This is a genomic window from Streptomyces sp. NPDC052910 (assembly GCF_055585605.1).
Map to the genome: position 1 here is coordinate 27,687 of NZ_JBVJJR010000009.1, position 13,230 is coordinate 40,916.

Consider the following 13,230-nt stretch of genomic DNA (forward strand, 5'->3'; position numbering starts at 1 on the left):
GCGCGGCCACCATTGATTAAGCTCAGGCCGAATGCAACCGGACGACGGGGGTGTCCGTGCTCTCCGAACTCGCCTTTTCCGCTGACGATCTGGCGCTCACCCGCTTCGCGGTCTCACCGATGTGGGAGGTGGTCGCCGGCTTCCGGCTGCTCGTTTCGCGGGCCGCCCACCCCGTCCACCGGCCCTGGACCGACCAGGTGCGGAGCCGGGTGGACGACGCCGGGCTGACGGCCGGGTGGCTGGCCGAGCTCGTCCCGCCGCAGAACTACCTCTGCGACTTCCTCACGCCGTTCCCGGCCGAGCCCGCGCCGTCCCTCGACACCGAACTGGCGGCAGTCCGGGCCACGCCCGCCGCGTCCGTCCGTCTCGACATCGGCAAGCTCGGCCGGGACACCGCGCGGATCCGGGCGCTGCGCGCGGACCCGGAACGGTGGCTGCCGCAGATCACCGAGGAGATCGAGACCTTCTGGGAGCTCGCGCTCGCCCCCTACTGGGCGAAGATCCGCGCTGTCCTGGACGCGGAGGTCTTCCACCGCGCCCGCCAGGTCGCCGAGCACGGCGCCGCGCACCTCTTCAACGACCTGCACACCACGGTGAGCTGGGACGACAACACGCTCCGGCTGGTCCGCCGGTGCTGCGTGCTGTCGCGGCAGACCACCGGGCCCGGCCTGCTGCTCGTCCCGTCCGTGTTCGCCACCGGTGTGCTGACGTGGATGCGGCACCCGGCCCCGCCGCAGCTCGCCTACCCCGCCCGGGGGACCGGCACCCTGTGGGAGCGGCGGCCGCCGGCCCGGGCCGAGGCCATCGCCGCGGTCCTCGGCCGTTCCCGGACCCGGCTGCTGACCGAACTCGCGGCCCCCGCCTCCACGACCGAACTGGCCGGCCGCACCGGCATCTCCACCGCCGGCGTCTCCCAGCACCTCGCGGCGTTGCGCGGGGCGGGGATGGTCAGCGCGCACCGCGCCGGGCGGTCGGTGCTCTACGCCCGGACGGCCGTCGCCGAGACCCTGCTCACGGCGGCCGGCTGAGGCCGCATGCGGGGGCGGCTGAGGCCGCAGGCGGGGGCGGCTGAGGCCGCAGGCGGGGGGGTGGACGTCCACGAGAGGCGGAGGGACGGCTTCCGGGCGCTCGCCGGCCGGCCGCGCAACCGGGCGGGTTAGTGTCGGGACAGACGTACGCGTCTCTTGATGTCTTTGATGCGGAGGTTGCCGCTATGGCAGCGATGAGTGCAGTGACACGAGTTCCGGCGTCCGTGGTGGCCGCGGCCGGGCTCGTCGGCGGGTACGGCGTGGCCCGGCTGACCAAGAAGCGGCCCCTCGGCGGGCTCGCCCTCGGTGTGGCCGGTACCGTGGCGGCCCGCCAGTGGGCCGGCAAGGTGGGCTCCGGCAAGGCCGCCGCCCTGACCGGGCTGTACGTGGCCGCGTTCGCCGGCTCCCACCCGCTGGCCAAGAAGGTCGGCGCCTGGCCGTCCGTGCTGGGCGTGGCCGGCACCGTCGCGCTCGCCTCCTGGGGCGTGGAGCGCACGGCGGCCCGCGAGAGCTGAGCGGCGCGCGAGGGCTGAACAACGCGCGAGGAGTGCGCGGTGCGCGAGCAGTACGCGGTGCGCGAGGGCTGAGCGACGCGCGTGGGAGCTGCGACGCGCGAGTGGGGTCGTGGCGCCTACGGCGTGCGCGGAGCACGAGCTGTGCCGCGACGCCTGCGGGGCGCGCGGCGCGCGAAGGGTGCGCCCTCGGGTCGCACCTCTCGCGGGGACCGAGCGCCCGCCGGAACCGAGCACTCGCTGGAACCCAGCACTTGCCGGAACCGAGCACCCGCCGGAGCCCAGCACCCGCCGGGACCCAGCACTCGCTGGAACCCAGCACTTGCCGGAACCGAGCACCCGCCGGAGCCCAGCGCCCGCCGGGACCGAGCACCCCCCGAAACCGAGCACTCGCGGGGGCGCGGCCGGCCGTCCGGGAGCGCGCCCCCGCCAAGCCAGCCGCTACGCCGACGCCTCCGTCAGCCGCGTCAGCTCCTCCTCCGTCAGCCGCAGGTCCGCCAGCGCCAGCAGCGGCGGCAGTTGTTCGACGGTGCGGGCGCTGGCCAGTGGTGTGGCGACCGTCGGGCGGCTCGCCAGCCAGGCCAGGGCCACCGTCGCGATCTCCGCGTCGTGTGCGGCGGCGATCTCGTCGAGGGCGGCCAGCACGCGCGGGCCGCGTTCGGTCTTGAGGTGCTTGGCGGCACCTTCCGCGCGGGCGCTGTCGACGGTCGTGTCCGGCCGGTACTTGCCGGTCAGGAAGCCGGAGGCGAGGGCGTAGTACGGGACGGCGGCGAGGCCGTGCCGGGTGGCGACCTCGGCGAGCGGGCCCTCGTAGGTGTCGCGTGAGACCAGGTTGTACTCGGGCTGGATCGCCACGTACTTGGCGAGTCCGGCGGAGTCGCTGAACTCCAGTGCGCGGGCGAGCCGTTCGGGAGTGACGTTGGAGGCCGCGATCTCGCGGACCTTGCCCTCCTTCACCAGGCCGTCGAGCGTGGCGATGTAGTCCTCGACGGGCAGCGACGGGTCGTCGTAGTGCGTGTAGTAGAGGTCGATGTAGTCGGTGCGGAGCCGGCGCAGGGAGCCCTCGACGCCCTCCTTGATGACGGCCGCGGAGAGGCCCGGCCGGTCCGGGTAGCCCGCGCCCACCTTGGTGGCGACCACGATGTCGTCGCGGTTGCGGCGGGAGGCCATCCAGTCGCCGATGATGGTCTCGGACTCGCCGCCGGAGTTGCCGGGGACCCAGGCCGAGTAGGCGTCCGCGGTGTCGATGAAGTTGCCGCCGGCCTCGGTGTAGGCGTCCAGGACGGCGAACGACCGGGCCTCGTCGGCCGTCCAGCCGAAGACGTTGCCGCCGAGGGCGAGCGGGTGGACGGACAGACTGCCGATCTTCCGGGTGTGGTGACGGTGCTTGTCGGTCATGTCCTGTTCCAGCGTGCCGTGTCCGGAGCGTATTCCTCCGGACGTCGGCCGGCCCCTTCTCCCTCCCCTTGCCTGCTCCTCCGGCACCACGTCTTCCCTACTCCTCCGACACCGGCGCGGTCGCCGGTTCGCCGCCCGCCCCGGCCCGGAGGGTGCTGCTCCAGCGCGGGGCGGCCGGCAGCGGTTCGGGCTGGACGGAGAGCGGGGTGGCGATGTCCTCCAGGGAGCGCCCCTCGGCGCGTACCGCCAGGAAGGCGGCGGTCACACCGGCCACGCACATCAGTGCCGCGCCGATCCGGAAGGCCAGCACCGCGTCGCTCACCACGCCGGTGGACGTGAGCTGGGCGAACAACAGCGGCCCGCTGATGCCGCCGGCCGCCGTGCCCACCGCGTAGAAGAAGGCGATGGCCATCGCCCGCGTCTCCGTCGGAAAGACCTCGGACACCGTCAGGTAGGCGCTGCTCGCGCCCGCCGAGGCGAAGAAGAGGACGACGCACCAGCAGGCGGTCAGGGTGTTCGCGGTCAGGTGGCCCGCGTCGAAGAGCCACGCGGTGACGAAGAGCAGCGCTCCGGACAGCAGGAACGTGGACGAGATCATCACGCGCCGGCCGACGGTGTCGAACAGTTTGCCGAGGAAAAGCGGGCCCAGAAAATTGCCCAGCGCCATGACCGCGAAGAAGTAACCGGTGTGCGCGGTGGCGACACCGAAGAACTTGGTGAGAATCTCCCCGAAACCGAAGGTGATGGCGTTGTAGAGGAACGCCTGGCCGATGAAGAGGACGAGGCCGAGCACGGCGCGCCGCCGGTAGTCCGTGAAGACCGTGCGGGCGATGGCCCGGAATCCCGTGCGCTTGCGCTGGCGAATGGTGATCCGGCCGGCGGGCGGGGCCAGCTTGATGCCCCGGTCCGCCTCGATCCGCTGCTCGATGGCGTCGACCAGCCGTTCGGCCTCCTCCGCCTTCCCGTGGATGAACAGCCAGCGCGGGCTCTCCGGGACCTGGCGGCGGACGACCAGGATGACGAGGCCGAGCACCACGCCCAGCCCGAACGTGAGCCGCCAGCCGACGTCCTTGGGGAAGACGCGGGTGTCCAGGAGGACGATCGACAGCAGGGAGCCGGCGATGGCGCCCAGCCAGAAGCTGCCGTTGATCATGAGGTCGACGCGGCCCCGGTAGCGGGCCGGAATCAGCTCGTCCACGGCCGAGTTGATGGCCGCGTACTCGCCGCCGATGCCGAATCCGGTGAGGAACCGGAAGGCGAAGAACCACCAGGACGAGTACGAGAAGGCGGTGAGTGCCGTCGCCCCCAGGTAGACGACGAGGGTCACCATGAACAGCCTTTTACGGCCGAACCGGTCGGTCAGCCGGCCGAAGAACAGGGCTCCCAGACAGGCACCGGACACATAGAGCGCGGCAGCCACGCCGGTCACCTGCGCCCCGGTGATGGGCAGCCCGCTCCCGTGTTCGGAGAGGCGCCCCGCGATGTTCCCGACGACCGTGACCTCCAGGCCGTCCAGGATCCAGACCGTGCCCAGTCCGATCACCACAGTCCAGTGCCACCGGGACCAGGGCAGCCGGTCCAGGCGCGCGGGCACAGAAGTGCTGATGGTCGCGGTCGTCACACAATCTGAGTTCCCGATCGCACTCGGAACATTCGCGGCAAATTTCCGGATTGGGGTGCGGCGGACGATCACGGCGCGCGGCCGGCTCTTCGAGCCCCGGGCCCGCGCGGGCGGCTCCGGCCGTCGGCGAGCGGGGAGGCGGGGCGGGCGGAGGGAGTGGGGAGCGGCCTCCTGGGGGAGGGGTGGTACGGACCCGTAGAGGAGGAGGCGCGCCCACTCCCCTACGGGCGCGGGTCCTTACGGGCGCAGCCCCTTCGACCGCAGCCAGTGCAGCGGATCGACGGGGTGGCCGCCGTGCGGCCGGACCTCCAGGTGCAGGTGCGGCCCGGTGACGTTGCCCGTCGCCCCGACACGGCCGATGACCTGTCCCGCGGCCACCTTGCCCTTGGTGACGACCATCGAGGACAGGTGACAGAACCACAGCTCCGTCCCGTCGTCGAGGCGCAGGACGATGCGGTAGCCGTACGAGCCCGCCCAGCCGGCGTGGGTGATCCGGCCCCCGTGCACCGCCTTGACCGGGCTGCCGGTGGGAGCGGCGAAGTCCGTGCCGGTGTGCCGGTGCGACCACATGCCGCCGTGCTGGCCGAAGCGGGCGGTGATCCGGTACGAGGAGACCGGCATGACGTAGGTGCGCTTCGCGCGCGCGGTGTTGATCCGCTCGGCGGCGCGCCGCGCCTCGGCCTGGGCTTGGCCCGCGCCCTTGGTCACCGAGGTCTGCGCACCGGCCGCGGCCCCGGCCCGGGCCTTCGCCGTCTGCCCGGCGGCCTGCCCGGCGGCGTGCGGGTGCCCGGCGTGCGCCGCGCCGTCGGCACGCTGCGACGCCGTGGGGTGCGCGGCGGTGGAACGGCCGGTCGCGGCATGCGCCGTCTGCGCCGCGGCTCCGGCCTTCCGCTCCGCGGTGGCCCGCGCCGCGGCCATCCGCTGGGCGTCCGCCGCCGCCCGCTGCTGCGCCTCGTGCGCGGCCTCGGTGCGGGCGGTCTCGGTGTGGGCGGTCTCGGTGTGCGCGGCCTCGGTGTGCGCGGCCTCGGTGTGGGCGGTCTGCTGCCGGTGGTCGGCCTGTTGGAGGATCCGGGCGCGCAGGGCCTCCCCCGCGTCGGAGGAGTCCGACGCGTCGGCGGGGTCGGACGCGCCCTGGGGAGTGGCCGGCGCCGGTGCGGCGGAGGCCTGGGGCGCGACGGGTGCCGGTGCGGCGGGCCCGTCGGCCGTGGTGTGGTCGGCGGCGGACTCCGGAGCGCCGCCTTCGTCGTCGTCCCCGTCGTCGATCAGGTACGGGCCGACGCCCGGCAGGTGGGAGACGTCCGGCACGGATATCGCCGCGGGGCGCTCCTGCGCGCTGGCCATGCCGCCGGCGCCGACCGCGGCGATCACGCCGACGCCGAGCACCGCGCCGCTGCGCGCCATGGAACCGCCGCGCTGCTTGGGCACCCGGTGCCGGCCGCGGACGGGAGGCTCGTACTCCTCGCCCGGCCCGGATGGAGACGCGGATTCCGCGCTCGCTCCGGCCTCCGCCGCGGGTGCCGCCACGGGTTCCGTCACGGCCTCCGCCACGGGCCGGGTGGCGTCCCCTACGGTCCCGGCATGCCCGTACGCCCCCGGGGCGTCGAACGTCTCGTAGCCGCCATGGGCGTCGTAGGCGTCGGTGGTGTCGTATGAGCCGGTGGTGTCGTGGGCGCCGGTCGTGTCGTAAGAACCGGTGGTGTCGTAGGCGCCGGAAGCGCCGTAAGAGCCGTAAGAGCCGGTGGCGTCGAAGAAGTCGTACGCGCCAGGGGGATCGAGCGGGCCGTCGACACCACCGTGAGGGGGCGGGACGGGGGAGGAGCCGGGTTCGTCCCCGTAGGGGGACTCCGCCCAGGAGCCGTGCGAACCGTCTCCGCCTGCGGACCTGTTGGACGCCACGGGGGCGCTCTCCTTTCCTTCCCTCTCGCCTGCCGCGTCGGCGGTGGGAGTCCCCGGGTCGTTCGGGAACGGGGAGGGACAGGGCGGGAAGGCCCCTGCGGGCCGGGCGCGGCCCGGTGCGATCCCGAGGGCTGGTGGTTCCCCGGTCCCCTCTCGTGCCCACGGGCCCGTACCCACGGGATTCGGCGAAAGCGCGCGGTGCCGCTTTGTGCGGCGGTGTGAGGAACGCGCTGCGTTATCGAACGTTAATAGACAGGACAGGTTGTTTCCAAGCCGAAAGCGTGAATCCACGGGCCGGTTGGCAAGATCTGCGGACGATATCGACTGATGGTGTGTCACTCGTTATGCAGCGTGGCCGCAGTGCGGCGCGGTGCGGAGGGGTGGTGGTGCTCGGCGGTGCGCCGTACGGCCAGCAGGGCCATGTCGTCGTCGCCGTGTCCGCCCGTGTGCCGGTCGACGTCCGTCACGAGGTGATCGAGCAGGGCGTCCGGGCTCCGGAACCGCCGACCGGCGAGCCGCCGCAGCGGGTCGTAGAAGTCGCCCGCCGCGTTCCGGGCCTCCGTCACCCCGTCGGTGAACAGCAGCAGCGTCGCCCCCGGCGGGAACGGGCGTTCCTCCACCCGGTCCGGCCACTCCCCCAACTCCCCCATCCCCAGCGGCAGGGCGTGCGCGCTCGGCGGGGCCTCGGTCACCGTCCCGTCGGGGTGCACCAGCAGCGGGGGCGGATGGCCGCGGTTCACCAGGCGGACGACGGGGGCGTCGCCGTGCGGCACCTCCGCCATGACGGCGGTGGTGAACCCCTCGAACTGGTCGATGCCGGCCCGCCGGCCGCCCTCCCGCAGCAGCGCGCGCTCCAGTCGGAGCGCGACCCCGGCCAGCGTCGGTTCCCCCTCCGCCGCCTCACGGAACGCGCCGATCAGCACGGCCACGGCCTCCACCGCGCCCAGGCCCTTGCCGCGTACGTCGCCGACCAGCAGGCGGACGCCGTGCGGCGTGTCCTGGACGGCGTAGAGGTCGCCGCCAATCCGGGCGTCGGCCTGCGCCGCGACGTAGCGGGCCGCGACGCGCAGTCCGTCGAGCCGGGCCGGCGGGGCGGGCAGCACGGCCCGCTGCGCGGCCTCGGCGATGCCGCGGGCGGAGCGGAGGCGGCTGTCGCTGCGGCGCACCACGCGGTTGATGCCCAGGGCGAGCAGGGAGACGGTCAGCACCGTGACGTTCTCGGTGACCGACTCGCCGGTGCTCGCGGAACCGCGGTGCACGGTGATGTCCACGGACGCCACCACGGCGATCACCGCCGTCACGGCGGTGGCCCGGGCGGAGAGCAGGGAGGCGGCGACGAGCGGGGCGGCGGAGAAGAAGGGGGCGGAGTTGTAGTTGGGAGGGGTGAGGAAGGCGAAGACCTCGCCCGCGACGAGGAGCAGGGCGGGCAGCCAGCAGGCCGCGCGCCACAGCGCGTTCGGCGCGGTGTGCTCCGGGCGCTCCGACCCGTCTCGCTTCCCCACCGTGCGCTCCCTGACCCGGCCGACGCCCGACCCGGCCGGCCTCCGCTGCTCCCTCCCAGCCTCGGGGCGGGGAGGGGTGGCGTCCATCGGGGGTGGGCCGTGTGGGGCCCGTGGAGCCTTCTTCGCGAGGGGCGGCGGGCCCGTAAGGGAGCCTGCCCGTCAGGGGCGGGGCCGTAGGGGCTCCCCGTCAAGGGCAGGCCGATAGGGGTCTGCCCGTCAGGGACAGGCCCGTATGGCCTCCCTGCCAGGGGCAGGCCCGCAGTGTGCCTGCCCTTCAGGGGCGGGGCCGTAGGGGCTCCCCGTCAAGGACAGGCCGACAGGGGTCTGCCCGTCAGAGACAGGCACGTACAGCCTCTCTGCCAGGGACAGGCCCGCAGTAGCGCCTCCCCGGCGGGGACAGCCGGTGCGGCCGTCAGCCCGCCGACGGGCGTCGGCTGCGGCCTCCGCCACGGGACGCCGCCGGGGCGGCACCGTCCGGGCGGGGGCGCCGGCGCGGTCCGCGTGCGCCGGTGGTGCCCGGCTCGGTGCCCGCCTCCGGGTTCGCGCCGGAGCGTCCGCGGCCACGCCCGCGCCGGGAGCGCGAGGCCCCGGAGGACGAGCCGGACGAGCCGGACGAGGGGGAGGGGCCGGACGAGCCGGAGGACGCCTTGCGGGCCGGAGCCGGCTGCGGCGGCGGAGCGATCACCACGGGCACACCGCTGGGCTCACGCGCCCCGGTGATCCGGGTGACCTCGGCGTCCGCGGGCTGCACCCGGGACACCTGCGGCGAGATCTTGGCGTCCACCATCATGCGGGTCATCTCGCGCCGCTGCTCCGGCAGCACCAGGGTGACCACCGTGCCGGACTCCCCCGCGCGGGCCGTCCGGCCACCGCGGTGCAGGTAGTCCTTGTGGTCCACGGGCGGATCGATGTTGACGACGAGGTCCAGGCCGTCGATGTGGATGCCACGGGCCGCGACGTTGGTCGCGATCAGCGCGGTGACCTGGTCGGTCCGGAACTGCTCCAGCGTCCGGTTGCGCTGCGGCTGGCTCTTGCCGCCGTGCAGCGCCGCCGCGCGGACGCCCTGCGACAGCAGCCGCTTGGTCAGCCGGTCGGCCCCGCGCTTGGTGTCCACGAACATGATCACCCGGCCCTCGCGGGCGGCGATCCGCGTCACCGTGTCCTTCTTCGTCGTCTCGTCCGCGAGGTGGAACAGGTGGTGCTCCATCGTCACCACCGCGCCCGCCGACGGGTCCACCGAGTGGGTGACGGGGTCGGTGAGGAAGCGGCGGACGAGCCGGTCGACGTTGCGGTCGAGCGTCGCGGAGAAGAGCATGCGCTGACCACCCGGGGCGACCTGCTCCAGCAGCCGGGTGACCTGGGGCAGGAAGCCCATGTCGGCCATCTGGTCGGCCTCGTCGAGGACGGTGATCGCCACGTCGGCCAGGGAGCAGTCGCCCCGCTGGATCAGGTCGGCCAGCCGGCCCGGCGTGGCCACGAGCACCTCGGCGCCGCGGGCCAACTGGTTGGCCTGGCGGCCGATGGACATGCCGCCGACCACGGTGGCCGTCCGCAGGTTCACGGCGGTGGCGTACGGGGCGAGCGAGTCGGTGACCTGCTGCGCCAGCTCACGGGTGGGGACGAGGACGAGCGCGAGCGGCCGACGGGATTCGGCGCGCCGGCCGGCGGTACGGGCCAGCAGGGCCAGTCCGAAGGCCAGCGTCTTGCCGGAGCCGGTGCGGCCGCGGCCGAGGACGTCGCGGCCCGCGAGCGAGTTCGGGAGGGTGGCGGCCTGGATCGGGAAGGGCGCGGTGACGCCCTCGCGGGTCAGGGTCGCCAGCAGCCCGCCGGGCAGGCCGAGGTCCTCGAAGGACTCCACCGGCGGCAGCGCGGGCGTCGTGCTCACCGGGGTCTCGAACTCCGCCGGGCCGTCGGCGGACGGGGCCGGCCTGCGGCGCGCCGACTGGCCGCCGCGCGTACCGGTGGAGCGGGGCGGACGGGCGGGGCGGGCGGAGCGAGGCATTCAGGACCTTCCCAGGTGGTGGCGTGAGGTAAAGCGGGTGCGGATGGGGCGCGGCGGGCCGGAGCCGGGCGGGCCGGCTCACGGCGCGCCGTGCGGCCGTAGCGACAATGGGGCCCGCACCCAGTGGTGCGGGCCCCATGGCCTCGTGCGTCGGGCCGCGTCCCGCGCGACGAGGGCCGCCCGCCACCAGGACGGGGCCGTTCGTCACGCGGGCGTCGCCCGTGCGTCGAGAATCGTCCGCCGGCGGCCGGAGCCGCCGGACGGTGACGAGAGTCGTCAGATGTTGACGATGTTCTCCGCCTGCAGGCCCTTCTGGCCCTGCGTGACGTCGAAGGACACCTTCTGGCCCTCGAGGAGCTCACGGAAGCCGGTGGAGGCGATGTTCGAGTAGTGGGCGAAGACGTCCGGGCCGCCGCCGTCCTGCTCGATGAAGCCGAAGCCCTTTTCCGAGTTGAACCACTTCACGGTGCCAGTAGCCATGTCTATCTCCTTAGGAATGGGATGGGCCCCACGCCGGAATAGACCGGCAAAACAAAAATGCGCCTTCGGCTACATGGCCGAGGCGCACACGAGTTCATGGGTACCACAACTGCAACTTCGTTGACAGTAGCACACGGGAAGGGAACCGTGCTGTGACCCCCGTCTCACCCGCACCGACGAGCGGGCGAGGGGGCGGCCGACACGGACCCGCCCACCCCGCCTCACCCTGCCCGAGCCCTGCACGAGCCCCGCGACGAGCCCCCTGGCGAGCCCCGTGACGAGCCCCGGCGCAAGGCCCTATAACTCCACCCCCAGCGCCCGCGCGTGCCGGTCCGCCGCCACCTCCGCGTCCGCCTCGTCCAGGTACACCTCGCACACCAGCCGCCCGTCGGACGTCATGTTGTGCTCCAGCTCCCACAGCGACACCTCGCCGCCGCCCTCCAGCAGGAACGCGTGCTCGTAGAACCGGCACCAGGTGGCGTCCCGGCCGGGCCCGCGCCGGCGCGGCTTGGTGATCAGAGCGATGTGGTGGCCCAGGGCGCCCCGGAGGATCTCGCCGACGACCTCGCCGGGTCCGTCCGTGTTCTCGGCGCGCCGCAGCAGCCGCCGGGCGTGGTCGGGGGACGCCTCGGAGACGTACTCCCGGCGGGGCCGCACCGGGCCCATGGCGAGCAGCAGCTCCTCGGCCAGCCAGGCCGGCAGCTCCTCGTCCTCGGCGCCGGGGCCGATGCCGCCGCCGATCCGCTCGTGGACCCGGCTCTCGGCCTCGTCGAGGGCGTCCTCGCGGGCGTACAGCTCGTAGAGCAGGTCCTCGCTCGGCCCGGTGTCGTGCTCCAGCTCGTACAGCAGCAGGCTGCTGCCGTCCGCGAGGAGGAAGACGTGCCGGTACGTGTTGCACCGGAGCGGACGGTCGCCGTCGTTGCGCTGCCGGTACGAGCGGAGCTCCGCCTGGTGCATCAGCGCGGTGCGCAGCCGCTCCAGCAGCGGCTCGCCGATCTCGAACCCGTTCTGCGCGCGTGCGAGCAGCTCGGCGACGTGTTCGGCGGGCGTCGGGCCCCCGCCCCGGTTCTCTCCCCCGCCCGTGCGCATCTGCTCCATGCCCCTCGACCTCCCGGCCTTCTCCTGCCCACCCCGCGCACTTACGGTAGCGGCGCGAACACGGGGCAGGGGCGGGTTCGCCGCATCCGCCGGGGCGCCCGTCTGCCCGTCGAACGCGCGCCCCTCGGGACCCCGGCCTACAGTCGAAGGCGTGTGCCGGGTGCCGTACGGGCCCACTGGCACGCCCCACCGGGACCCGACGCGCAGGAGGCCGCCGTGACCGCCGCCCCGCCCCCCGAGGAACTCAGCGAGCCGGTCGTCCGCGCGCTCGTCGTCGCCATGCGCGACGGCGACCGGGACACCTTCTACGCCGCCTTCGCCGAGGGCGCCGAGCTCACCGACGACGGCGCCCTCCAGGACCTGCGCTCCTGGGCGGAACGCGAGGTGTTCGAGGCACGCGGACGACTGGAGGTCGCGGAGGAACGGCAGCACGGGCGGTACCTGCTCGGCCGGTTCCGCTCGGACCGCGCGGACCTCCACGGCACGTACTGGCACTTCCAGATCGCCGACGGGCGGGTCACCCGGCTGGACGTCGGCCAGGGCTGACCGGGCCCCGGCCCGCGCCGCGGGAGGGCACAGGAGCCGCCAAGCGTGAGGATGTTGTGCACACGGCCGGCGCCGGGCAACCCGCGCGCCGGCCGCCTCTTCTTACCGCCGGTGGGAGGCGACCGCCTCCCCGGGGTCAGAGGAGGATCGAGATGTCCCCGCACGAGATGCCCCTGCGCTCCCCGCGGACCCTCAGTCGTCCGCCGCGCTCCGCCGTGCTCACCGGCCGGCATCCGGCACCCGCCCGGGTCGCCCTCGACTACCGGCGGCGCGCGGCCGTCGTCGACGGCCGGGAAGTCCGGCTCACCGGGCGTGAGTTCGAGCTCCTCGCCCACCTGGTCGGCCGCCCGCACCAGGTGCACACCCGCCGTCAGCTCCTGGTGTCGGTGTGGGGCCCGACCTCCGTCGGCGGCGGGCGCACCGTGGACGTCCACATCGCCAGGCTCCGCCGCAAGCTGGGCCCGGACCACCGCGGGACCATCGTGACCGTGCGGCACGTCGGCTACGCGTACGAGCCCTCGTACGCAGCGGCGTGACCCCGCGGGCACCCCGGCCGCGCGGCGGCCGGCGCGGAGGGCCCCGCGCCGGTGGACGTCATCACCCGCACCTCCCGCCTCTTTCCGCGCCCGGCGAGTGACCAAGCTCACGGCCGTTCCATAGGGCCTCGCACATCCACCCGGCGGGAAAGCCGCGTCATCCCGGCCAATCGGCGTGAATGCGGAGGCCACAACTCCGAGACCCGCACCGGGCGGGCGCGGGTGTTCCGCGCCCGCAAGCGGCGGGCGCTCCGGCCCGGGCCGCGCGCGATTCGGCGGAGAGGAGGCCGGGGTAAGGGGCCGGGTAATGGCCCGGGAAGCGGTCCGGGCATGCGAAAGGGCCCTACCCGGCGGTGTTTCCGCAGGTAGGGCCCTTGCTGTCGCGTAGGCCGTGTGGGACTCGAACCCACAACCAATGGATTAAAAGTCCACTGCTCTGCCAATTGAGCTAACGGCCCGCACCCCGCAGCATAGCCCGGCAGAGCGCCGGATCCCGAGTCGTTATCCCCGGCACTTTTCCGGAAGGGCTCCAGGAAGGAGCCCTTCCGCTACTGACGCGCCGTACGGACCCTCAGTTCCGCTGGTGGGAAGGGTGCTTGCCGTACTGCCGA

The 13,230-nt window shown here is 74.0% G+C and carries 11 protein-coding genes and 1 tRNA gene; 4 read left to right on the plus strand and 8 right to left on the minus strand.

What is annotated here, in order from left to right:
* Nucleotides 1-50: 50 nt before the first annotated feature.
* Together ACZ6X9_RS27315 and ACZ6X9_RS27320 are read left to right on the plus strand one after the other, a co-directional pair.
* Nucleotides 51-1,028 (plus strand): ArsR/SmtB family transcription factor, encoded by a 978-nt coding sequence (locus ACZ6X9_RS27315; RefSeq protein ID WP_469780675.1) that lies wholly within the window; start codon nt 51-53, stop codon nt 1,026-1,028.
* Between the two features lie 194 nt (nt 1,029-1,222).
* Entirely contained in the window at nt 1,223-1,543 is a 321-nt protein-coding gene (locus tag ACZ6X9_RS27320) for a hypothetical protein (RefSeq protein ID WP_469780838.1), read from the plus strand.
* A 438-nt stretch (nt 1,544-1,981) separates the two neighbouring features.
* Here ACZ6X9_RS27320 and ACZ6X9_RS27325 read toward each other — a convergent pair whose 3' ends face one another.
* The 7 genes from ACZ6X9_RS27325 to ACZ6X9_RS27355 all read right to left on the minus strand — a co-directional run bounded on the left by ACZ6X9_RS27325 (nt 1,982) and on the right by ACZ6X9_RS27355 (nt 11,537).
* Nucleotides 1,982-2,938 (minus strand): aldo/keto reductase, encoded by a 957-nt coding sequence (locus tag ACZ6X9_RS27325; protein WP_469780676.1) that lies wholly within the window; start codon nt 2,936-2,938, stop codon nt 1,982-1,984.
* Between the two features lie 97 nt (nt 2,939-3,035).
* Entirely contained in the window at nt 3,036-4,577 is a 1,542-nt protein-coding gene (locus ACZ6X9_RS27330; protein WP_469780839.1) for an MFS transporter, read from the minus strand.
* A 219-nt stretch (nt 4,578-4,796) separates the two neighbouring features.
* Nucleotides 4,797-6,455 (minus strand): M23 family metallopeptidase, encoded by a 1,659-nt coding sequence (locus tag ACZ6X9_RS27335; RefSeq protein ID WP_469780677.1) that lies wholly within the window; start codon nt 6,453-6,455, stop codon nt 4,797-4,799.
* A gap of 335 nt (nt 6,456-6,790) precedes the next feature.
* Nucleotides 6,791-7,957, minus strand: a complete 1,167-nt coding sequence (locus ACZ6X9_RS27340; RefSeq protein WP_469780678.1) for a PP2C family protein-serine/threonine phosphatase — start codon at nt 7,955-7,957, stop codon at nt 6,791-6,793.
* 412 nt (nt 7,958-8,369) lie between these two features.
* A complete protein-coding gene (locus tag ACZ6X9_RS27345; protein WP_469780679.1) occupies nt 8,370-9,959 on the minus strand; it encodes a DEAD/DEAH box helicase in 1,590 nt (529 codons plus the stop codon).
* A 276-nt stretch (nt 9,960-10,235) separates the two neighbouring features.
* Nucleotides 10,236-10,439, minus strand: coding sequence for a cold-shock protein (locus tag ACZ6X9_RS27350; protein WP_223772130.1), 204 nt, complete (start codon nt 10,437-10,439; stop codon nt 10,236-10,238).
* A gap of 297 nt (nt 10,440-10,736) precedes the next feature.
* Nucleotides 10,737-11,537 (minus strand): DUF6227 family protein, encoded by an 801-nt coding sequence (locus tag ACZ6X9_RS27355; RefSeq protein WP_469780680.1) that lies wholly within the window; start codon nt 11,535-11,537, stop codon nt 10,737-10,739.
* A 216-nt stretch (nt 11,538-11,753) separates the two neighbouring features.
* On the opposite strand from ACZ6X9_RS27355, the gene ACZ6X9_RS27360 reads away from it, so the two are divergent.
* Nucleotides 11,754-12,083, plus strand: coding sequence for a nuclear transport factor 2 family protein (locus ACZ6X9_RS27360; protein ID WP_469780681.1), 330 nt, complete (start codon nt 11,754-11,756; stop codon nt 12,081-12,083).
* A 152-nt stretch (nt 12,084-12,235) separates the two neighbouring features.
* A complete protein-coding gene (locus ACZ6X9_RS27365; protein ID WP_469780682.1) occupies nt 12,236-12,619 on the plus strand; it encodes a winged helix-turn-helix domain-containing protein in 384 nt (127 codons plus the stop codon).
* Between the two features lie 385 nt (nt 12,620-13,004).
* Here the strand turns inward: ACZ6X9_RS27365 and ACZ6X9_RS27370 are convergent.
* Nucleotides 13,005-13,077 (minus strand) — tRNA-Lys (locus ACZ6X9_RS27370).
* Nucleotides 13,078-13,230: the final 153 nt, after the last annotated feature.